20 protein-coding genes and 1 pseudogene are annotated in these 21,244 nt (G+C 37.5%); 9 read left to right on the plus strand and 12 right to left on the minus strand.

Features of this window, described 5'->3' with window-relative positions:
• Positions 1 to 407: 407 nt before the first annotated feature.
• From EE116_RS10935 to EE116_RS10965, 7 genes are all read right to left on the minus strand, one after another.
• Positions 408 to 1,937, minus strand: a complete 1,530-nt coding sequence (locus tag EE116_RS10935) for a relaxase family protein (protein ID WP_206159272.1) — start codon at positions 1,935 to 1,937, stop codon at positions 408 to 410.
• Positions 1,938 to 2,009: 72 nt separating this feature from the next.
• A complete protein-coding gene (locus EE116_RS10940) occupies positions 2,010 to 2,381 on the minus strand; it encodes a plasmid mobilization protein (RefSeq protein WP_241091700.1) in 372 nt (123 codons plus the stop codon).
• A gap of 230 nt (positions 2,382 to 2,611) precedes the next feature.
• A complete protein-coding gene (locus EE116_RS10945) occupies positions 2,612 to 4,525 on the minus strand; it encodes a site-specific integrase (RefSeq protein WP_241091701.1) in 1,914 nt (637 codons plus the stop codon).
• A 453-nt stretch (positions 4,526 to 4,978) separates the two neighbouring features.
• On the minus strand, positions 4,979 to 5,752 hold the full coding sequence (locus EE116_RS10950; protein WP_122874508.1) for an ABC transporter ATP-binding protein: 774 nt from the start codon (positions 5,750 to 5,752) through the stop codon (positions 4,979 to 4,981).
• The gene (locus EE116_RS10955) at positions 5,743 to 6,705 is read right to left on the minus strand and encodes a FecCD family ABC transporter permease (protein ID WP_122874509.1); all 963 of its coding nucleotides are present in this window, start codon (positions 6,703 to 6,705) and stop codon (positions 5,743 to 5,745) included. The genes EE116_RS10950 and EE116_RS10955 overlap by 10 nt, the downstream gene beginning before the upstream one ends.
• A complete protein-coding gene (locus tag EE116_RS10960) occupies positions 6,705 to 7,739 on the minus strand; it encodes an ABC transporter substrate-binding protein (RefSeq protein ID WP_122874510.1) in 1,035 nt (344 codons plus the stop codon). The genes EE116_RS10955 and EE116_RS10960 overlap by 1 nt, the downstream gene beginning before the upstream one ends.
• A gap of 74 nt (positions 7,740 to 7,813) precedes the next feature.
• Positions 7,814 to 9,895: a TonB-dependent receptor gene (locus tag EE116_RS10965; protein WP_122874511.1), complete on the minus strand. Its 2,082-nt coding sequence runs from the start codon at positions 9,893 to 9,895 to the stop codon at positions 7,814 to 7,816.
• 640 nt (positions 9,896 to 10,535) lie between these two features.
• Between EE116_RS10965 and EE116_RS10970 the strand changes: the two genes are divergently transcribed.
• The 4 genes from EE116_RS10970 (at position 10,536) to EE116_RS10985 (ending at position 12,063) form a co-directional block, all read left to right on the plus strand.
• Positions 10,536 to 10,754, plus strand: coding sequence for a hypothetical protein (locus tag EE116_RS10970; RefSeq protein ID WP_122874512.1), 219 nt, complete (start codon positions 10,536 to 10,538; stop codon positions 10,752 to 10,754).
• The gene (locus EE116_RS10975; protein ID WP_103629078.1) at positions 10,744 to 11,211 is read left to right on the plus strand and encodes a type II toxin-antitoxin system VapC family toxin; all 468 of its coding nucleotides are present in this window, start codon (positions 10,744 to 10,746) and stop codon (positions 11,209 to 11,211) included. Before EE116_RS10970 ends, EE116_RS10975 begins: the two co-directional genes overlap by 11 nt.
• Before the next feature lie 3 nt (positions 11,212 to 11,214).
• Positions 11,215 to 11,403, plus strand: a complete 189-nt coding sequence (locus tag EE116_RS10980; protein ID WP_122874513.1) for a hypothetical protein — start codon at positions 11,215 to 11,217, stop codon at positions 11,401 to 11,403.
• Between the two features lie 117 nt (positions 11,404 to 11,520).
• Positions 11,521 to 12,063 carry a hypothetical protein gene (locus EE116_RS10985; RefSeq protein WP_122874514.1) on the plus strand — a complete coding sequence of 181 codons (543 nt, stop codon included), beginning with the start codon at positions 11,521 to 11,523 and terminating at the stop codon, positions 12,061 to 12,063.
• A gap of 673 nt (positions 12,064 to 12,736) precedes the next feature.
• Here the strand turns inward: EE116_RS10985 and EE116_RS10990 are convergent.
• The gene (locus EE116_RS10990; protein WP_163028065.1) at positions 12,737 to 12,928 is read right to left on the minus strand and encodes a transposase; all 192 of its coding nucleotides are present in this window, start codon (positions 12,926 to 12,928) and stop codon (positions 12,737 to 12,739) included.
• Between the two features lie 332 nt (positions 12,929 to 13,260).
• On the opposite strand from EE116_RS10990, the gene EE116_RS10995 reads away from it, so the two are divergent.
• Positions 13,261 to 16,350 carry a hypothetical protein gene (locus EE116_RS10995; protein WP_122874516.1) on the plus strand — a complete coding sequence of 1,030 codons (3,090 nt, stop codon included), beginning with the start codon at positions 13,261 to 13,263 and terminating at the stop codon, positions 16,348 to 16,350.
• Positions 16,351 to 16,681: 331 nt separating this feature from the next.
• The gene (locus EE116_RS11000; RefSeq protein ID WP_122874517.1) at positions 16,682 to 16,867 is read left to right on the plus strand and encodes a hypothetical protein; all 186 of its coding nucleotides are present in this window, start codon (positions 16,682 to 16,684) and stop codon (positions 16,865 to 16,867) included.
• Positions 16,868 to 16,882: 15 nt separating this feature from the next.
• Here EE116_RS11000 and EE116_RS11005 read toward each other — a convergent pair whose 3' ends face one another.
• Complete coding sequence (locus EE116_RS11005; RefSeq protein ID WP_122874518.1) at positions 16,883 to 17,095, minus strand: hypothetical protein; 213 nt, start codon at positions 17,093 to 17,095, stop codon at positions 16,883 to 16,885.
• A gap of 29 nt (positions 17,096 to 17,124) precedes the next feature.
• Entirely contained in the window at positions 17,125 to 17,289 is a 165-nt protein-coding gene (locus EE116_RS12500) for a hypothetical protein (protein WP_163028066.1), read from the minus strand.
• On the opposite strand from EE116_RS12500, the gene EE116_RS11010 reads away from it, so the two are divergent.
• The 3 genes from EE116_RS11010 to EE116_RS11020 all read left to right on the plus strand — a co-directional run bounded on the left by EE116_RS11010 (position 17,275) and on the right by EE116_RS11020 (position 19,015).
• Entirely contained in the window at positions 17,275 to 17,871 is a 597-nt protein-coding gene (locus tag EE116_RS11010) for a phage head morphogenesis protein (RefSeq protein ID WP_122874519.1), read from the plus strand. The genes EE116_RS12500 and EE116_RS11010 overlap by 15 nt on opposite strands.
• Positions 17,872 to 17,963: 92 nt before the next feature.
• A complete protein-coding gene (locus EE116_RS11015) occupies positions 17,964 to 18,392 on the plus strand; it encodes a hypothetical protein (protein ID WP_122874520.1) in 429 nt (142 codons plus the stop codon).
• 161 nt (positions 18,393 to 18,553) lie between these two features.
• Entirely contained in the window at positions 18,554 to 19,015 is a 462-nt protein-coding gene (locus EE116_RS11020; protein ID WP_122874521.1) for a hypothetical protein, read from the plus strand.
• Between the two features lie 282 nt (positions 19,016 to 19,297).
• Here the strand turns inward: EE116_RS11020 and EE116_RS11025 are convergent.
• A pseudogene (locus tag EE116_RS11025) lies at positions 19,298 to 20,154 on the minus strand (IS1595 family transposase).
• Between the two features lie 150 nt (positions 20,155 to 20,304).
• Entirely contained in the window at positions 20,305 to 20,835 is a 531-nt protein-coding gene (locus tag EE116_RS11030) for a hypothetical protein (RefSeq protein ID WP_122874522.1), read from the minus strand.
• Positions 20,836 to 21,244: the final 409 nt, after the last annotated feature.

Below are 21,244 nucleotides of genomic sequence, written 5' to 3' on the forward strand. Positions count from 1 at the left end.
CCCACGCTTTAGTCCAGACCATATTTATTAAAGTAGCCGAGTTAAGTAGGCTATTTTAATAAATATTTAAGCTTACCGGCGCATCTCCGCAAGAACTCGGGATGGGCAGTCGATTAATTTTTTATTTATAAGTGCGCATGACAAGATAATAAAATTAGTTTGGCGGATCGTATTTAATTAAGCATAAAAAAAACCCCCCCCAAGAGCCTAGAAACCAAAAAGTATATTTATGCGGCGGCCAGTTTGGCGGGATACGCCTAGACTAATCCAGGCGTATCTGATTTTATAGTATTTTCTTTATCGGCATTTTTGACGGTACGGCGTACGCCAGTCATTTTTGCATGCTCGCACTCTTTTATAAATTTTCTACATCTTTTTTCAACTTCTCGTAGTCCATCTACAAAGAATCATATTTTACCCTCAAATTTTGCAATTCTTCTTCCGACCGTCTTAATCTTTCTTCTAAACGTGTCATTAAGTTGTCGTACATATCTTTTTGTTTTTGCAAAGCATTCGATAAGGCATCGTTGCAATCGTCGCTCAAATTCTTGACATACTGCGCTAACTCGGTTGCTTGTTGCCGCAAATTCGATAACTCCTTCTCGTATTTTTCTATCAAGGCCTTCTTCTGCGATTCGTGTTCGCTCCTTTCGCTCTTGATCATCTGCGTCAAATTCTCGTTTTCTCTGAACAATGCTTCTTCTAATGTCGTCATCTTCTACTCCGTTCTCATAGGTATGTAGTATTTGTCGTTTTGCTCGAAGATCTCCTTGCTCTGAGGGACCGATATATAGTACCGCATCCTTCCATCCGCTTCTGGCTCGGAATGTCTCCATGCTTGCGGTATCGTCCATACCTCCATTGTCTCCATCTTTTTCGTTTGCTCGTCTAAAATAACCTGCAGCTCCTTGATTGTATCCGATCTCGCTTTCTTGATTTGCGGCTCCAGTGCATAAGAGCGCATCTGATATCCCGCCGCTATTCCTATTATCAGTGCCGTCGTAGCTATGAGTGCTAATATCCATCTTTTGTTCTTGTTCTGGTTCGATATTATCTCTTGAAGGCGGGATTCCAAATTTTTGCCTATTGAATTTCTTTCGCTTTCTAATGAGCTCTTCAAGTTTTTGCCTATTCCCTTTAAGCTCCTCTTGTGGATTCCTATTATGGAACTCTCGAATTCTTCTGCTTGAGCTTTTGCTGAGCTCTCCAAGTCCTTGAGCGTCTGTGAAATTTGCATCGTATATTCCTCCTTTGAGACGATTTTTTGTTTTTTGATTAGGTAACATTACGGTTATGCTTTTCTTTGTCGATCTAGTTACTTCAATGCCGCTTTGGTTAAGAAGCTCTATCATGTGGTCTCTATTTTTGATGTAGCCCTCTCTTACTAGTTCGTGTAGCTTTTTATCAAGTTCTTCTAAATTTTGATAGTGCACGATGTTTTTCTTGTTACCCGATATAGTTTGCTCTCTTGCGGGATCATCAGGGCTAGAAAGGTTATACTCATCGTTAATTATTCTTTTGATCAGATCAATCCTATGCTGGTCGAATTTTGCCAAGTATGGATTAAATGATTTGCCTGTCGGCATGTCAATCTTTGGGATCAAGAAATTTAACTCAAGCCGACCGTTCTTGTCCGAATGTTCGACCCATAATCTGTTCGTTCTCTCTAGCATATAATCCTCAAGCAGTGCGTGCTCAAAATCTTTTATTATTTTTAGCTTTTGCTCCTCGGTTAAAAAATCGTGTTTCTCTTCAAATGATAGAACACCGAAACACGTTTTTTGACTAAAGCTAATTCCTTTTATTATAGCTCTGGTTAAATTTTCATCTCCCTTTATGACCCTAGCCGTTCCGGCCGCTTTTCTTCTTTCGTTTAAAAGGTAGTTTATGCTCCCAAGACCGCCGCCCGTATATGTAGGAAGAAATTTAACTAGCATCGTTACCTGCGTCTCTCTTTGCATAGCAAAAGTATAAAACCGAAAAACGATAAAATTTGCCGATAGGTTTCATTACTTGCCCAACATTTCGTAAATTTGACACAAGATAGCATTGGTGTCAGCGAGAACTCTAAGAGCGACTCGATCCAAACTTTTGCCGCTATTTAGCCTGGCGGCTATCTGGTTTAGGTTGTTTCCTTGTTTGGATAGCTCGGTCAAAAGCTCCCTTTCGATAGGAAGTCTAATTCGCCTGGACAGCATTGAACTTAGGGCAAATTTTGAAAAGGTCATCCCTGTTTCTTTTAGCTTCTTTTCGATAGCCGACCATTCGGCATCGGTTAGTCTTAGTTTTTTGATTATGTTTTTAGTAATTTCGCGTTTTTTGTTTTTCATATCTACTTTACATCTCATATAAAACTTTACTTTTGCGATCAAAACGCGCATACTTTTTTCTTTATTGATAATTTTATAAAATTCAAAAACGTAAAACAAGGGTTTTAGTAAGTTAGGAAACGGGTCGGGTAAAATTAACCTAGTTTTTAGGTTTTAAGAATGGGGTGTAGATAGCTGAATTTGAGAAGCTTGAGAGCAATCAAAGAGAGGAGCTAGCCTCGCATACAGTCTCTTAAAAATTTTTCGGCTTTAAGCCTTTGTATATCTTATTTTTACACTCGCTAGTCCTTGTCATACTCAACCATTTCAATCTTAGCTTTTAATATATCTGGGTTGATCGGCTTAGCGTAAGTGTTAAGTAAAATTTTGTACTGCTTTTCATGGCCTACTATCTGGGCTATAACGTTTGTCTCAACCTCTCGCTGCACTAAGTAATCTATAAAATAGTGCCTAAACGAATAAAAAGTTTTTTCTTTATCCTTACAAATACGTTTGCGCTGAATTTGGTTTCTAAAAATTTCAGAAAAGATTTTATTATTTACGCCAAATATCGTCTTGCCGTTTTTTCTAGTATCAATAAATTCTATTAAGCCAAGCTCAAGCAGCTTGGAATGAATAGGCACCACCCTTATAGAATTAGTATTTTTAGTGGTTTTACCCTCTTCTCTGTTTATATTAAAGCAAAGTATTCCGTTACGCTTTACTATATCTTTGTATCTTAGCTGAGTTATTTCGTTTATCCTCATCCCGCTATATGCTGCTATCATCGTAATATAATAAAGATCGTTAGCGTTTATTCGCTTGCTTGGAGATCTATTGGTATTTTTAAAATCTTGAACTATCTTAAAGATAGTTTGCGCTTCTTCTTTACTGTAAGGCAATACCTTACGATCCGTAGGGTCTATTTCTATTTTTACGTTAATATTATTCGTAATGCTTTTACCTATATAGCCGCTATCGTAACTGTAATTAAAAAATTGAGCCACCCTTATCATATATTTTTGTACGGTTACTTCCGATAGCTTGCTATCGTTTTTACCCAGATGCAGTATCTGCTCTAAATTTTTACCCTTATACTTGTTTTTTTGATTTAGCTTAGTTGGCACTTTAAATAAAATATCGCGAAATTTTAATAAATCATCTCTTGATATAAGAGACACGCTCCTTTCCTCGCCGAAGAATTTAAAGAGCAAATTTTTAACGCTATTTACTAGCTCTAACGTGCTTTTAGACCATTTTTCGTTTTTACTCGTGTTTTGTATGAAGGTATCGAATGCAACGCGCAATATTATATTGTTTTGCGACCAGGTTGGTATTTGGCTAGCAAGCGGGACTATCTTATATTGTTCTACTATATTATTACCTAGAGTTCCCGCGCCGAAAGTTTCTTTGCCTGCGCGTATAGATTGCACGATATTTTGCTTTTTACCAAGCATAATATCTTTTGTCTCTCTTTCATCGGCTTTAGTTTTTACTAGCCCTAGCTGCGTATTTAGTCCGTGTTCTTTTTGGGCAGCTACGACCATAGCGTGAGTAAAAGTATCTATAAGCTCTTTAACCCCTTGCCTATTAAGCGGCAATCCGCCGATTTCGTCAAGAACGCCGATATCGCCTTGAAAGCTTCGTATTTCTTTACTTTCAAATTTACGGCTACTATCTTGCTCGCTTAAAAATTTTAATCTTTTGGCCGTAAGGTTTGCGTTTTTCTCAAGTTTTGCGATTAGATAATTAAGAGAAAGGATATTTTTTTCAAGCAAAGCGTGAGTTGCCGTAGCCCTATCCTCATCATCGATCGGGCCGATATCTTTTTCTAAAATTTCCACGCTAGGCTCTAGAAGTTTGGGTATTTGATTATCTTGCAAGGCTTCTTTAAAATGCCTATTTAGAGCATCGGCAAAGTCGACGTCTATCTTTTTATCGTATAAAGAGTGCTCTTTTATACTTTTATCGACCTTTGCCTGCATGAAGCTATCCACGAGAGAGTCGATTATCTTGCCGTCCAACTTCATGTCCACCGCCTTGGTTATTAGATAAATGTATCTATCATAAATTCTAGCAGATTTTTTAGCTTTTAGTATGGAGTTTGTACTTAGCGTAAAGCAAATTTCTCTTTGAACTCCGAAGATTTTCCTCGTGCTAAGAGGCAGAACGCTTCTATAGTAGTATGTTCCGTTGCGATTTTTAATATGCGTCATAAGGCGGTGTAACGAAAGTGGAACACCTTGCCAATGCCTTAAAGTCAAAAAGACTTAAAATAGCGTAGTATCAGTGCTTTGCAAGGATTTGAAATAACTCCTCATAAGCCGGACACCCCTAGTTCAAGTCTCCCCTGCGACACCAAAAATACCCTATTTATCGGTATTTCAACCGCCTCTTTTGCAGCTTCCCTTTTCTTTGATTTTTTTCTTAAACTATGGAACACTTTTGGCAAAAAGTGGTACAATGCAAGCACTTTACAAAAATAATCCTATAAAATGACTTTAGCCGTAGCATATTTTAATCCTCGTCCCCGCCATTGCCGCCTGACGATAGCCGTTGGCACTAGCGGCCTTCTACTCTCATCCGAGCTCTAACTTCTTGATTTTTATTACTCCCACTATTTTATAGGCTTATCTAGAATATTTAACGAAAACAAGAAAATGTTTTTACTAAACCCTCCACCTAACCAGCAATCTCCTTTTATCTTCGACGTTTAAATTTATAAAATCGATACCAAAAAGTTTTGTTAAATTTTCGCCCTTTAAAATTTGATCGGTTGCGCCGAATTCATATCCCAAGGGACCGTTTAATAGCAAGGTTTTATCCGCCGCCGCAAGCGCATGATCGGGATGATGCGAGGTAAAAATCACGCATGTTTTTTGCTCACTATTTAGCCTTTTGATTAGGCTTAAAACCGCGTTTTGATGAAAAACATCGAGGTACGACGTAGGCTCGTCCATGACGAGAATTTTGGGCCGCAGTACTAGCGAACGAGCTATAAGCACCAGCTGCACCATGCCGCCGCTTAGCTCGTCTACGTTTAAATTTAAATACTCGCTAACACCTGCTATGCTTGCGGCTTCCTCAGCCATCGCCCTATCCTCCGCGCTCGGCCTTGAAAACATACCGACGTTTGCGTTTACGCCCATTAAAATCAGATCTTTTACTTTAAAGCTAAAAGCGATATTTTCGCTTTGAGGCACGTATCCTACGAGCTTGGCGCGCTCTTTACCGCCAAGAGAGGCATGATCGCGCCCGTCAATCAAAATTTGACCGCTTTTTGCCTTTAAGAGTCCTAAAATAATCTTTAAAAACGTAGATTTGCCTATGCCGTTTGGGCCCAAAATCGCAAGCGTTTCGCCGCTTTTTAGGCTAAGGTTCAAATTTTGCAAAATTTGCTTACGCTCGTATGAAAAGCTTAAATTTTCTACACTTAAGACCATCTTTTGCCTTTTTTAACAATGATGACGCCGATCATCGGAGCGCCTATAAGCGCGGTTAGGATACTTAGCGGGATTTCAGCCGAGCTCACGCTTCTAGCCGCGACGTCAGTTAGCATCAAAAATATCCCGCCTAATATCGCAGAAATCGGAACTAGCTGCGAGTTATCGGAGCCGTAAATCAGCCTCGTAACATGCGGCATCAAAAGCCCGACCCAGCCGATGATACCGGCGATGGCTACGCTTGCGGCCGTTATCAGCGTAGCAAGCACGATAAAGATAAAGCCTAAAAATTTACTCTCGCCCAAAATGCTTGCATGTTCGCTGCCTAAGGATAAAATGTTTAGCTTCCAGCCCATTAGGCTCAAAAGCACAAGCCCGCTAACGCAAACGGGAGCAAGCGCTGCTACGTCGCTCCAAGATATGGCGCTTAGGCTTCCCATCAGCCAATATACGATACTAGGTAGCTTTTCTTGCGTATCGGCGACGTATTTGACGACGGAGATCAGCGCCTCAAAGATAGCGCCCGTGATGATGCCCGCAAGCACCAGCATAAGCTTTGAGTTTTTGTTTGCCAAAACGCCCAGGGCGTAAGCTATCATGACGGCTAAAAAGCCGAAAATAAAAGCGCCTATTTGCGTGGCTACGGGATTACCGAAAGCTAAAATGCAAACTACCGCGCCAAATCCCGCTCCGCTACCAACGCCCAGGATATTTGGGCTTACCAAAGGATTTGCAAACATCGCCTGAAATATCACGCCCGCCGCGCTAAGGCTAGCGCCTATCAAAAACGCCGCTATCAGCCTAGGCAAGCGTAGGTCAAATATCAAAGCGTAAAGCGTCTCTTTGTCGTTTTGATAATAATCAATTAGCCCCTCAAGCGAAATCCTACCCGCAAGCAGCGAAAAAACGACCGCAAAGGCTAGAAAAAGCGATAAAAACAGATACTTTTTCATTATCTAAAAAGCTCGTAAAATTTACTCTCTCCGTTTAGGTCGAAGCGTAAAATTTGAGCCATCTCATCGCCGTTTAGATCGTAGCCATAGAGCAACTTGTAGCTCTTTTTCATCTCGTCTTTTAAATTTATATGCGCCTGCCCCGAAAACAGCACGCTAAACCACGCCCAGCCCAAGTGCGATTCGCCCGTAGGCGGCTCCCACATATCGCCTCCCAGAGGCATTTTATAGACGGCTTTTTGTTTGACGGCTTTTACGTTTTTTAAAATTTTGTCGTTAAAAAAGTCCCGCGGAGTTAGCTCGTCGAAGTTGCTAAGCAAGATAACGTCCGGATTTTGAGCGAGAATTTCTTCTTTATTTAAAATTCTAAATCCCCCGAAATTCGCCGCATTTACTCCGCCGCTTAGCTTTATCTCGTAGTCGAAATACGTCCCACCTCCTGCGGCCTCGTAGCTTTTATCTCGGCCGAATATAAAAAGAACCTTCGGTTTTTTGCTAAGCACTTTTACGAAATTTTCTATCTTAGCTCTTACCTCGGCTCTATTTTGTAAAATTTGCTCCGCTCTTTGCTCTTTTTCGTAAATTTTACCCAGCATCCCAAACCAAAAAAGCGGATCCTCCTCTGTGCCGCTTAAATTTACCAAAGCTACGTTTAGGCCTACTTTTCGCAGCGGCTCGATGATCTTTTCGCCTCTCATGCCCCACTGCACCACTAGATCCGGAGATAGTTTTAGTAGCTCCTCGATATTTGGGGTAAAGTCCTCTCCGATACCGCCTGCTGGGATACTAGCTGCGCCTTTTATCATTTTTCCGAGCATTCCGCGCTCGATGTTTTTTTTAGCTATCGGATGGACGGAGGCTAGACGAGATACGTTGTTTTCGACGCTAAGAGAAAACGAAGCCAGCGGCACCGGAAACAGAGCTACGCTTTTAACGGAGCGGTCGAAGCGAAGCTTATTGCCGTTTTGATCGGTAAATTCAAGCGCACCCAGCGTCGCGGCTAGTAGTAATAAAGCAGATATGATTTTTTTCAAATTCGATCCTTAAATTCGTAAATTTTAGGGCTTTTGAGCGGGTAGGTTTAAAACCCGCTCGGCAAATTTAAATTTTAAAAGCTAGCCTTAAAGCCTAGTTTGAAATTTCTACCCGGATTTATTAGCGGGTTGCTAGCGCTTCTAGGCTGGCTGATTAGCTCGTAGCTTAGGCTTGGGGCGTATTCTTTGTCAAAGATATTTTCGACGCCGAAATTTAGGCTAAAATCTTTTAAGAAGCCTAGTTTGCCAAGGCTCTTGCCAAAGTATAGGTTATGTACGAAATATCCCGCTCGCTCGCGCTCTACGCTGTCGTCTATACGCGTCTTTCTCGCCGCCCAGTCGCCGCTATACTCTAAGTATGAGTTTGCCAAAAACTCCGGCGAATAAGAAACGGCCACGTGTCCGCTAAGCGGAGCGATCTCTGGAAGCGGTTTGCCAGTTTGCTTGTTTTTGCCGCGCGTGTAGGCGAGATTTGTTTTAAACTCTAAATTTGACAAAATTTTATAAGCTAGGTCAAATTCCGCTCCGCTTATCTTGGCTCTATTTACGTTTTGCGACTGATAGTAGGTCACGCCGCCGCTTTGCCAGTTTCGCTCGACGATCAGGTCTTTATAATCTCCCGTGTAAAATATCAAATTTGATCTAAGCGCCTTATCCGTATAGCGAAGTCCAGCCTCGTAGGTAACGCCTTTTTCGATATTTAGATCAGGGTTTGGCAGATACGCCTCGCTGCCTGAAAACGTAAGTATCGGAGCAACCTCGCCGCTCATAGGAGCTCTAAACGAAGTAGAGAAATTTCCTACAAACTCAAACCCCTGGGCGATAGGGTAAATAAGTCCCAGACCGTAGCTGGCTCTGCCGTCTTTTCTATCGTTGGCGTTTTCATATAGAGCTTTTACGGCGGGGCTCATCGAGCTATCCATATCAAAGGACGTTTTTATGCGGTCGTAGCGTAAATTTGCGCTCAAAATCGCATCGTTGCTAAATGCGTATTCAAGCAATCCAAACCCAGCGACGTCAAGCTGTTTGGTTCTTAGCCTGTTGCGTACGCTAGGGCCGTTATTTACGCTTTGATACACGCTATCCCAGTCCTCGTAATAAAAATCTACGCCGTAAGTTTGGGTTAGGTTGTCGCCTATAAATTTACCGATAAATTTGCCGCCGTAGACCTTCGGACCGTTTACGTAGTTATCGACTTGTCTAGGCGAAAACGAACCGATGTAGGGCCTTATATTTAGGTGCGTATAAAGCTCTCTGTAATACAAGCTAGAATCTAATATAAATTTGTCGTTTATGTTGCCTTCGTAGTTTAGCGCTACGTATTTTTCTCTAAGAGGCGCTTCTTTTATGTATTTTTGAAAGCCTTTTTTGTTCGCCGTTCCGGGAGCACCGACAGAGGTACCGACTACGCCGCGCTCGGACTCGGTGTATCTAGTTACAAGTTCAAGCCTATGAAAATCGGCAAAGCTATATCCGCCTTTAAAATCAAGGCTTCGGTAGTTATACCTTGTATTTGGGATTTTGCCTGCCGGAGTGTCGTAGTCCTTGCCGTGTTTGTAGTTTAAGCCGAGCAACGCGTCAAACCCGTGTCCGACTACGCCGAGTTGTAAGCGGTTTTGTACGCCTTTGTTCGCGCTTTGATACTGTGTGCTTAGATACGTATCCGATAACGCCCAGTCGCCGTGCACGTCTCCGCTAGCTCTTTTGGTGACTAAATTTACTATGCCGCCAAAGGCATCCGTGCCGTAAAGCGTGCTAGCGGGACCTCTTATTATCTCTATCCTTTCGATTTGATCGGGCGTAAATATCGAATACTCAAACGCCGGCCTACCTCTAAATCTAAGCCCGTCTACAAACATCGGCACGCGGTAATCAGACGAGCTAAAGCCTCGCACGTTTACGGTGCCCGAGTCCATGCCTTCGTTTACGATTGAAACTCCCGGCGCCTCGCTGATTAGCTCGGGTACGCTTTTGCCAAGTTTTCTTTCTATTGTCTCTTTATCTACTACCGAGACGCTTTTGCTTATCTCGTCTACGCTTTGAGACGATCTTTGCGCCGTGACGGTTACGCCTTCTAACGATTTTAGCTCTACTTCGTTTTGCGCGGCGGCCAAAACGCCCGCAAGCGCTAAACTAAGCGCGATTTGCTTTTGCATTTAAACTCCTTTAAAAATTATTAACGGGCAATTATACAGAAATATATAATGATTTTCAATGATTAAAAATAAGGTTTTTAGTAAAGAATTTATTTTTAAATTTTAGCGATATCAGGGGGGGTGTAGTCCTTCATAAAAATGTTCTAACAAAAATAGAAATAATTTTTGTTTAATTTATCAAAGTTTAAAAAGTAATTTTAAAATGTAATTTTACTTTAATAAAAAACAAAACAGTTTTTACTTTTACTTCATTAAATGGTTATACATCTCTTATGTAAGAATTCCAAAAACAAAGTTTTAGCACTATCTTAAGCGATAGTGCAGTAAGGTCTTAGCCAGACAGGCAAATAGCCTGGCAGGTATTATAAAAATCAGCATAATTTTTATAAAATTAAACAACTGATTTTTATACAATCTGCATACCAATATCTCAAACAAAAAATCGTTCGGTAGCTTTTTAGGTATTGAACTGATTTGTAGATACTGTTTTTTAGTATATCATTTACGGGTTTTACTTATCTAACCGATCTTGTAATTATCTATATATTGATGCTTTTAAGGTGTTTTACCGTAGTATAAAAATACACAAGGCCAAACAGTGGAAATATGCTATAATTATTAAAAGTCTAAAAGGATTAATATGCTAGCCAAACTGGAACTATCCATAGAAAAACCTGATGTGCTCGCCAAGGTTAAGGAGTTTTTAAAAAGCCTAGGCAATGATATCAAGGTAAAAGAAGAAAATATAACCAATAAAAAGCTAGAAGCGTTTAATAGCGTATGCGGCAGCGTTAAAATAAACATTCCCGTCGAACCCGAAGAACTAGAAGAAGCAAGAGCTAAAAAATATGTCTTATAACGTATTCTTGGACACCAATGCTTTAATAGACATCTTGGTCGATTATGAAACGCCGACTACATATGATAAAATAAGAAGCGACGCGAAGCTGGCATTAAAAACTAAAATATACATAGCCGAGCTTATAAAAAACAATCCCGACATAAAGCTATTTATAAACACGACTACCGTAACTAATGTATTTTTTATATTAACGAATAGGCAAAAAATAAGTAAAAGCCTAGTTGCTAGCCAAATTTTAAATTTACATAAACAAAAAGAGCTTTTTACGGTTGTTTGCGAAGGTGACACCATAAGAGAAGCCGCGTTAAATTATTGCATTCAAAACGATGCGGATTACGAAGATGCGCTCCAATACTTCTGCGCCTTAAAACATAATTGCAAAGCTATAATAACTAACGATAAAAATTTTCCCGATATTGATATTAAGCTTATTAGAACTTATCAAGAGGCATAAGTTATGGGTTATAATTATTTAGAATTCGAAGATAGGTTTCAAAGCATCGTAGAAAATTTAAACGAGAGTAATTTTATATACGAGTTTTTATCTCTTTATGGACTGCCTAAAGCCACGATTTCAAAACTAAAGCAAGGCACGAACAATCTTTCAAACCTAGAAAATGTAAAGCACCTTAAAAATAAAATTTAGGCTCAAGATAAGTTAAGCGGATTTTCTCTTATCAGTTTCAACAGTTTCTGATAAGAGAAAATCCGCTTAAGTTTAATTGAGCCTTAATTAATAACATATCTTAATAAGGAGCTAGTTATGGAAATTTACACAGCTAATGATCAGTATGAGTTCTTAGAGTCACTATCTGAGCTAGAAGTAACATTTGAAGATGATCTTATGGTAGTTATCAAATCTACCTTTGGTTTTAAAGGCGGAGTAGTTCTTGACGATAAATACATTATAGCAACTGAATGTATACCTAGGGTAAAAGATGAATATCAATATCTATATGACCCTCTATATGAGACACCGTATATTCCTAAAAATCAACAGACTACTACTGCTGTAGTTCTAAATATGAAAGAGTCTGCTTATTTTAACCTAGGTAAACATGATCTATTATTTATACTACCAGAAAGAGATATAGTAATCGTTATTGGTGGTATGGATAAAAGGTTTACTAAATGGTTACTAAAACAGGATGTATTCATTATGGATCCTAAGAATGACTTTACTAAAATTGATACTATAATGTATCCAGATACAGAACCACGGTTAGAAGGATATGAACGATTATGCAAAGAGTTCGAAGATGAGCTTGGTATAAATATCCAAAAACTTGGTTATTCATCATTTTAATAAAAACACTTTATGAGGAGAGTAAATATGTTAGCAAGAATTTTAACATTTGATGGTATGGCAATCGATCTAGGATTTGATTCAAATTTTCCCGATTTAGGGGATTGCAATTTACCTTTATATGTAAATTAAAAACTACCTTACCTACAACAAAAAAATACCACCATCAACTTTTTCTACTTTTATATTTTACGGTCTCATCTTGTCTATATCTTGCTTTATAATTACTCCATATTTACAAAAAAGGAGAAACAATGAATACGAAAGAAATCATCGAAATAGTTATAGGGGTCCTAGGAGTCATAGTAAAACACATAGGCAACAATGGAGATGGGAAATAACCTCACAGTAAGCAAAAAACACAAAAGGACAATAATGAAAGTAAAATCAAGGGATGTAATAATAGTGGCATCTATAAAAAGAGAGATTAGTCTACGATCGAGAATCGTAAAATCCAAAAAGATATATACTAGAAAACAAAAACATCAAAAGGGTATTAAATGGGAGTTATAGTAAACAAGCTAAAGTCAAAAGAATTTTTGCTTATAGCCATAAAAGTGATAAAAATTGTCGTAAAATGTAAAAAATACTGACCCTATCATAAAAGTATGCAAATGGATATTCTCATATTAGTAGATTGGAGCCAGTTTGTCAAATAATATGGCAAATTGATTCAATTTCTGACCGAGATAGTCCAATATTTACTCGCATTTCGCATCTCCAAATACATCATTTTATAAATCGAATCATCATATGGAAAAACTTGATTTATTCCAAGTTTTCGTAAGCTTAAGTGCAAGCTTTTAATAGTATTCGTTGTGTAAATTTCTTTGCGAATATCCATCGGATAATAAAATAGACTCAATGGAATTTAAACGCGTTTTTACCCACTACCTCATATGGTTATTTATAAGACTTCTTATGAATTTCAATAGTTTCTGATTTAAGTTTTCCTGTGTAGTTTTTAGTATTATATCTAAACTCTATTCACTACGCTCGTTACTTTTTAAGGACATAGCTCCTACTACCCATTTGCGTGAGCTTAAGTTAAAGAGAGCCGACTTCTTTTCCATAGGACAACTACTTCTAGAAAAATCCATGATTTTATTAAGGGCAAATTTTAATCTTTGAAATAGTATTTTTTTATACAAATAATATTATAATTTCGTAATCTTATTTGTATAAAAAGGATACACCGTGAGCAGTTGCGAAAAATTAAATCTAAGGGTGGCGCCTGAATACTACAGTAGCGGCATATGGATTATAAAGAAGCCGTTTCAATCCAGTTACGGCGTAAATACCAATTATGAATATTTAAATTTGCCGCAAGATTTAAAAGACGATTTTGAATCATGGCAGGATAGCTTTGATAGAAACAATCCTCATCGGCAAGACGAATATTGGGATGAGGGAAAATTTAATCAAGAAGGATTGAGTCTTGCAAGGAGATTAAAATCCTTTCTAAAAAATAGCGCCAGGGTTGAGTACTCAGGAGATATTTTTGCAGAAATAAGACTATTTTATGTAGACTATAATGCCGATGAATACAAAACGAGCCCTATATCGTGCGAAGATGGCATTAGGGTAAATTTTGACGACCTTTTTAGGCTATTCAACATTAAATACGACAGTAGTTTAGATAGAAAATTTCAAGAGTGGTTAAAAACAGACATATCAAATTTTACGCAATATGAGTTGATGGAATTTGATAGAACGGGTAAAGAACTAACCGATGATCTAATAACTATTTTACCCAAAGAGTGCGTGGTTGAGTATAAAAATTTATCTAAATTTAACGAAAATACCGAGCTATTAATAAGCGATATTTTAAACGGGAAAACGCCGATAGTGCAGTGGATAAAAGAAAATATTCAAGACGGCAGATTAAGTATAGATAAACAATACGATATACCTGATAAAAAGGATTATTATTTGTCTAAGCCTGAATTGCGGGATATAAATTTTATTCCAGGCGCGCTAGAGGCCATATATGGTGGCTGGAATAGCGAGGAAGGCAAGGCAGTAGCCGATAAAATAATTGATATGATTAGTGATATACATGAGGTATATAAAAAAGAGGATTTGTGCGATAACGATACTTTAGAGATCAAGTTGGCAAATTTATATACGTTTCTTTTAACACAAAGCGCTTGCGTATATGGCTATGATTTTGTGGAGATGATTTCTCGAGACGATGAGCTGTATTCAACTGCACTAAGAGTCGGTGTGTTTTTTATGAAAAGAGCTGTGCATAAAGAACCGATCAAATTTGGTATATGTGCCACATGGTATTGTGGGTCTGAAGAAATAGACGACTTGCTATTTACTCTTGGATTGGCGGATGATTTTTCTATATATACTACATGTTCATTTGAAATGAAACAAAAAAACGATAGTGTATTTAAAATGGCAAAACTAACCGGCGGACATGGTAGATTGAATTACTTAAAGGGTCTTGATGCTACCAATGACGAGATAAAAACTTGGATGATCTATCATGGCTATAAATGTAGTTTGGGTTGTGAATTTACTGCTTATATTTGTGCAAGTAGAGGAGATTTGTTATCTCACATAAAAAAAGGGTGGAATGATGATCTATATGATTGCGCAGGCGATATTATATGCGGGTTGATAGACGATCATGAGGATAGGATCTTTGAGTATACGGATGCAAAGGAAGTAGTGGAGCTTTTTCTCAAAGAGTCTTTGAGGCAAAATATGAATATAGACAGATTTAATAAGCTCTGTGACATATTTTATTTTATAAGAGACAATTGGGAGCAAATCGGATGGGGCGAAGAAGAAAAAGACAAGTTGGTTGATCAAATTTCAGATATTGCATATAATAAAAATTATAACTGGGAAGAACAGGTAAGGAAAAACGTATTTGACCATAAAGCAAGAAACATCGCAAAAGCTTTAAATATAAATATTTGGAACGATTTATTTAACTACGCAATACAAAATGATAATTTCTCGGATTGGTATTCGTTGGCTCAAACGGATAATATTGCTGAGTTTAGAATGGTTTGTATGCTTGCCGAGAAGCTGCTAGATCTTAAAAACATATCCGCCGGTATTGGTGACGAGCTAGGCTTTAACGGAAATTTCGGAAAACACAGCGATTTGTCTATTATTTTGCAAAAAATGAGAGAATTTAATCAAATTGTCAGTATTGATTTGGTTCAAGCCGGTTTAAATTGTCCCGTAACTAACACTAGAAACGCTGCCCTACGCGTAGTTGCGTCGTGCTATGATGTTCCAAAGAAAATCATTCAAACAATCACTCGCAATAGAGATATGGAGCCAAATAAGGGTTCTATGGAGTATTATAATTCTATCTTAAACATTTCAAAATGCAAATGTTGCGATAATTATATTAAGATCAATACCGTATACGATATGCTAAAAAGAGTAAAAGATTATGTGGAGTCGGATAAAAAGATCGCTAAACTTTTAGGAGATCTGATGCTTGACGCCGATGAAGTTGGAATAATGCAAGAGTGTTCAAGGCTCCAAAATCTAGTAAAAAATTCTAACAATGAATGTTATGAAAAAAAATATAGATGCATACGTTTTAGCGATTCAGGCATATATCTCAAATTTAATGAAAATTTTACATCCTTGCTGTCTATCGAATTAAGCATAAAAGAGCTATTTGAAAAAGATATGTTTTTAAATTTTAAATCAAATGATGTCAAAAGGGGTTACTATACAAAATTTAAAAATATGACATACGATAGCAGGGTAGAATTTGTACAAAATGCATTAGGAAATTATGACGAAAACCTAAGAAATGCTTATTTTGAAGTTATTCAACTAGGAAAACAGGACAAAAATGGATATGCAGAGTATCCAAAAAATAATCATGATGGATGCCCGTATTTTATATACAATACTCTAAATAGTACGAATAAAGCAAATATAGAGCTGGTCGTTAATGAAGAATGGGGCTATATAGACGAGCCGATATCAGGCTGGCTACATCAATTTATCGTAAATATGTATCCTGATTACAGCGATACTTATTTGTGGAATGAAGGTTCTGCTAGCGGCATATACTGTTTTAAAAAGTATGATTTAGAAGGTACGTTGCTTGATAAAGAACTTAATGATTGGGAGCATGATTTTATGTTAAATTCTGAAAATTTTAATGACTTAGACTGGGATCGATTTAACAGCCGGGGTAAGGTACTACATAAAAATCTGCAAGCTATCGTAAAAAATGACTACATAGTAGTATATGCAATGAGCTTTGAGGAGCAATATGGCTCGTTTGACGGTTAGATGCGGCGCTATAAATTTAACCTTGTAATCTTTTTAATTGCAATTTTCAATGAGATAAAATAACCGGAAAGGATTTTGTTATATTACTATTCGATGAATAATAATTAGCTAAGAGTTTAACTGGCGGTAAAAAGTTTTTTGCAAATAGGTTCGATTTCTGAACTAATGTTTTCATCAAAAAACAGAGATATTTTTTATTTTTACGTCCTCTCGGCCGCCCTTAGGTTGTGCGTATCGCCGTTTATGCTTATGGTGATATTTACGTCGTTATTTCTAGACATAGTTGGCTACGTTGTGGTAAAATATATATAGAAAAACGAAAGGAGCTAAAATGCTAGGTTTAGTAAAATACGCTTTGTTAGGTTGCTTACTTTTTTCGATAACGGTAGCGGTAGCATATGCGCTCACGGACGTTTTAAGCTCGGGTAACGCTTTTATAGCAGGCTTGGCTACGCTAATAGTCGCGGCGGCAAAAATGATGGACGACGCAAAAAAAGCTAAAAATTTATCTTTATAGTTCATGTTTTGCCCCCTAACCCTTTTTGTTTAAAATCCTATTAAACGCCTTTGAAATTTCAAACATCCATAAAAAATCTATTTTAAAAAGCTTACAAAAACTTTTTAAAACGACCACCTCGCATTCAAAATATCCGCCGTTAAAGTCTCGCTTTACCACGCTTGCCACCTGAAGTCCATGAAGCATAAGAGCCTCGTAATAATCAAGCCCGGACGAGTTCGGGCTCATTTTTGCTTCAACGCAGGCAAGCAGCCTCTCTACTTTTTTGAGCGCTCAGCCTCGATAGCGGCGTCAATGGCGCCCATAACCGATAGATAGCTTAGGCCTTTATCCTCGATTTCGGCCTTAAATTTTTCTATATTGTCGCCGCCCGCACGCCCGAGCTTCACTTTGATTATGACGAGATCATGCACGAGGCTCATAGTAGAGCCTTTACGGTAGCAAAGATCGCGCGGATAGATCTGCTTTCAGATATCCAGGCTAGCCTTAGCGAGGCCTATAAAAAGGGGCAGGGCTTTGGGGAGTGGCGAGATAACATAAAACCTGTTTTAGCAAAGAAAGGCTGGCTAGGAGACGTAAGCGTAACAAATACAAAAACCGGAGAAACGAAACAAATCTACGTGGGTTCCAGGCGACTAAAACGGATTTTTGAGGCCAACATGCGAGTAAGCGTAGCAAAGGCAAGGTATGAAAGCCAGATGAGTAGTGCGGGCGAATACTTCCGTTATAAGGCCGTACTAGACCGCCGCACGCGACCCTCTCACGCCAAGCTGCACGGTATGATCCTACCAAAAACGCATAAATTTTGGGAGAAAAACTACCCGCCAAACGACTGGGGATGTAGATGTCAGGTGCAAGTACTCACGCAAAGCGAGATGCAAAACTACGGATTTAAGCCCTACGCCGGCACGCCTTTAAACGTAGCGAGCGAGGACTGGGCATATAATCCGGGTAAAAGCGCCCAGAGCCTAGATAGCGTGCTAGCAAAAAGGCTGCAAATTTAAGCGGCGAACTAAAAAATATAGTAAAAAACGATCTTAAAAACTACGAGCGGGATAAGAATTTATACGTTTGGCAAAAGGGGTTAGATGAAGCCGTGGATGAGCTTTTAGTAAAGCAAGATAAGACAAGCCCTATAAAAGCGTTTCAGCTCGGAAAGATAGATGCTTATGTTTCAAAAAGGATCTTTGAGATTGCGGGCATAGAGTTAGCCGATAGTTTTATAGCCGCAGATAAAAAATCTATACTACATATTCGTCCATCGCGAAAAAAAGCTTATAATCAAGCCCTAAGTATTGATGAAATCAGGCAAATCCCAAATGTGCTTTATGAGGCAAAAAATGTTAGCTTTGATGCCAATGAGAGAAATCTAGTATATTGGTTTGACGATAAAGAAAATGCCGAGAAAATCAACAAAATAATAGTAAATTTAAACTACGCTTTAAAGAAATTTAAAGTAACGAACTATATGGTAACGATAGGTAAAGTAGACAAGGTCGAAAGCCTTAAAGACAATTATACGTAGATAAAGACAAAGTTCAAGATATACCGGGTAGAGGAGTAGGTTATAACGCTGATATAGGGCATTATAGAGGAATAAAGAAGGCTTTAAATACACCTATATACAAAGATAAAGAAGTCGTTGCAGGTAAGTTAGGTAGATTTATAAACGGAGTAACTTCTGCCATGTCCGATAAAGAAAAACAAGAGTTTAAAGAAGCTCTATACGATCCTAAAAACGGTAGATATACTCAAGATATGTTAGGTATTATGACGTATCTTATAAATACTCGTGGAGATCAGGGGTTAAATGTAAAAGGTAGTCCTACATTTGCTAAAGCAATGCTTTCGTTTACGCAAAGTGTAGATAGTAAAAAATATCAAAATATTTTAGAATCTGGAGATTTAACGGCTTTTGGTAATAATGCTAAAGAAGTTGCTTATATTTTTGACGATTTACGAGGAGCTTATGAAGAAATTTCTAGAAGTAAAACTTCAGATGGTTCTTTGTCCGCTTATAATATTCTTACAACAAATAGAGATAGTATAAGACCTACAGTAAATAACGAAAAGAATAACAAAGAAGAAAAATTAGATCTATCTATTAGATATATTGATCAAATATGGCTAAAGATGTTTTTAAAATAATGGAAAGAAAAGCTAGAGAAAGAACTGGAAAAACAAATTTTTATGGATACAATCCTAATGAACTACCAAGAAGTAATGGTTTACTGTGGTAATATATGAAAATTGGATACTTTTCCTAAAACATAAAATAAAAGGTAAAAAAGAAAAATTCCATAAATATATGGTATTCTCTTTTTTACTTTATCTACTATATTTTTGTTTTCTTGTATACTTAAATAAGCAATACACCAAATTATAAAAAATAATGGAGATAAAAGTATAAGCTCTCATTTAAATAAAGGCTCAATTAAACTTAAGCGGATTTTCTCTTATCAATTTCAACAGTTTCTGATATAGGTTTTTCTGTATAGTTTTAGTATTATATCTAAATCAACACTCTTTAAGATGAAGTAAGCAATTCTCTTTCTTTATCCCTTTAAATTTAGATAATCTGTGTTTTAGCATATCCCCAGAAATTCTCAATGCCGTTTATGTGGTTTTTAACGTTTGCGTCTTGCAAAGTAGCAAGCGTAGCGTAGCTAAAACTCATTCTTTGAATGCTTACTCTATAGTGAGCTTTAGCTCCGTAATCTACCAAACCGTCATAGGTCTTCCAACAATCAGAGTAAATAACGCTCTCGTCTAATTCACTCTTGTGCTTGCACTCTCTTTGAGAAACTCCGATAGTATGGGTATTAGTTCATTTGCAGAGCAATTTTTAACTATTTGAGTATAAACCCTACCGTCTCTTTTAAGCATTCCGTCTGTTTACAGCTATGAGCGTAGCGAAATAGAAATACCGGTGTTTTGTTTGCTGCACCTCTACCTCTTTTGCCTCTTACTCGTTTGGCTCCGTTCTGCTCTACTTCACTACGCTCGTAGCTTTTCAAGACGCAGTTATGAGCGAAGCGAAGTAAAAGTAACTTTCGTCTATTTCAAAGCGAAGCTTCTAGGCGAGCTTGCGAGCTGGAAATCTTACCGCTAAATTTACTTATTTTTTCACACTCTTTGGAGATTAGAATTCTTATTTCCCTAAAGATTTTACATAGGGTTACTTCAGAAATTTTAGTTAAATTTGATATCTTTGATGCTTCTATATCTTCTGTGAAGTACTTGAGAATTTCTCTAAATTTCTTCTCTGAAATTCTGGAACGAATTATATACTTATTTTTTAACTTCGCTACGCTTGTTACTTTTTAAGAACATAGTTCTCATCGTAACTTACTGCTCCTTTGTGTGAGCTTAAGTTAAAGAGAGTATTTTTATTTATAAAAGTTGCTTTTTGCTAATCCTTTTTTTGTCTATTCCCTTTATATCTCGATTAGTTTATGGTTTTGTTTTTTGCATAGACTAATACAATGAGTTGTGCCACCACTATCGTATCTCTTGTATGAGAACATTATATCCGTATTATCTAGCAGGGCTTGATTTCTAGCAAAATTACCACACCAGAAGCTTGCGCCGTTATAATTTTTCTTTATTTCAAGAATATCTTTTAGATTTTTATATTCTAAAATGTAGTCATATTGAACGGCTTGAGCTCTCATATTGCCATCTGCAGCTTTTAAATTTTTATGCCATTTTAATGAATTTGGCAAAACAAGCACTATCGGGGCATTATGTTTAATTGCTATTAACGCGAATATTTCATCAACACCTCTTGCCATACCAGAATAAAATGTGTGAGATGCTAAGTCATTGTTAAAATACTCTAGTAAGAAATTTTCTATCTCAGAAAAAACTTTATTAAAACATTCGGCATCATATTCAGAACCGTCGCCTGAGTATTTTTTCTTGCAAGCTTTTTCAATCTTTATGTGTCCCGTGATGCCAATATGCATTTTAGATCCTTTTTTGTTGAATTTTACTACAAAAAGAATAGAAAGAAAGGTGCACAATAAAAATAAAAATTTTTATTGGAATAGAATCAGGCTTTTGGGATACAATAAGCGTGATGATTTGTCTAAGCCGCCTTTTTTATCATATGCGTTTACACATAAAATATAAAAATTAGCTTAAGCTAACTCATAATAAAGCTAGGCAAGTAAAGTTTCCAAATCAAACAGGATGGATCAGCACTATCATAAGCCCTTATAATATCCATTAATTTAAATTAATATAAATATAATTTTATACTATAATCAGTGAATAAGAGATCCAAACCGGAACTGGTTATGAGCTTGAAAAAGAATATGTAAGCTCTGATGAAGACACAGAAGATGATGGTTTTTCTGTATTATAAAATAATAA

It is taken from the genome of Campylobacter showae (genome assembly GCF_900573985.1).
Classification (GTDB): Bacteria; Campylobacterota; Campylobacteria; order Campylobacterales; family Campylobacteraceae; genus Campylobacter_A; species Campylobacter_A showae_E.

Coding starts and splice junctions, on each gene's coding strand:
- EE116_RS11010 (WP_122874519.1), top strand. CDS start 17,275: ATGCACGAGGCTCATAGTAGAGCCTTTACGGTAGCAAAGATCGCGCGG.
- EE116_RS11020 (WP_122874521.1), top strand. CDS start 18,554: ATGTCCGATAAAGAAAAACAAGAGTTTAAAGAAGCTCTATACGATCCT.
- EE116_RS11000 (WP_122874517.1), top strand. CDS start 16,682: ATGCTAGGTTTAGTAAAATACGCTTTGTTAGGTTGCTTACTTTTTTCG.
- EE116_RS10950 (WP_122874508.1), bottom strand. CDS start 5,752: ATGGTCTTAAGTGTAGAAAATTTAAGCTTTTCATACGAGCGTAAGCAA.
- EE116_RS11005 (WP_122874518.1), bottom strand. CDS start 17,095: ATGAGCCCGAACTCGTCCGGGCTTGATTATTACGAGGCTCTTATGCTT.
- EE116_RS10970 (WP_122874512.1), top strand. CDS start 10,536: ATGCTAGCCAAACTGGAACTATCCATAGAAAAACCTGATGTGCTCGCC.
- EE116_RS11030 (WP_122874522.1), bottom strand. CDS start 20,835: ATGCATATTGGCATCACGGGACACATAAAGATTGAAAAAGCTTGCAAG.
- EE116_RS10955 (WP_122874509.1), bottom strand. CDS start 6,705: ATGAAAAAGTATCTGTTTTTATCGCTTTTTCTAGCCTTTGCGGTCGTT.
- EE116_RS10985 (WP_122874514.1), top strand. CDS start 11,521: ATGGAAATTTACACAGCTAATGATCAGTATGAGTTCTTAGAGTCACTA.
- EE116_RS12500 (WP_163028066.1), bottom strand. CDS start 17,289: ATGAGCCTCGTGCATGATCTCGTCATAATCAAAGTGAAGCTCGGGCGT.
- EE116_RS10945 (WP_241091701.1), bottom strand. CDS start 4,525: ATGACGCATATTAAAAATCGCAACGGAACATACTACTATAGAAGCGTT.
- EE116_RS10975 (WP_103629078.1), top strand. CDS start 10,744: ATGTCTTATAACGTATTCTTGGACACCAATGCTTTAATAGACATCTTG.
- EE116_RS10935 (WP_206159272.1), bottom strand. CDS start 1,937: ATGCTAGTTAAATTTCTTCCTACATATACGGGCGGCGGTCTTGGGAGC.
- EE116_RS10980 (WP_122874513.1), top strand. CDS start 11,215: ATGGGTTATAATTATTTAGAATTCGAAGATAGGTTTCAAAGCATCGTA.
- EE116_RS10965 (WP_122874511.1), bottom strand. CDS start 9,895: ATGCAAAAGCAAATCGCGCTTAGTTTAGCGCTTGCGGGCGTTTTGGCC.
- EE116_RS10940 (WP_241091700.1), bottom strand. CDS start 2,381: ATGCGCGTTTTGATCGCAAAAGTAAAGTTTTATATGAGATGTAAAGTA.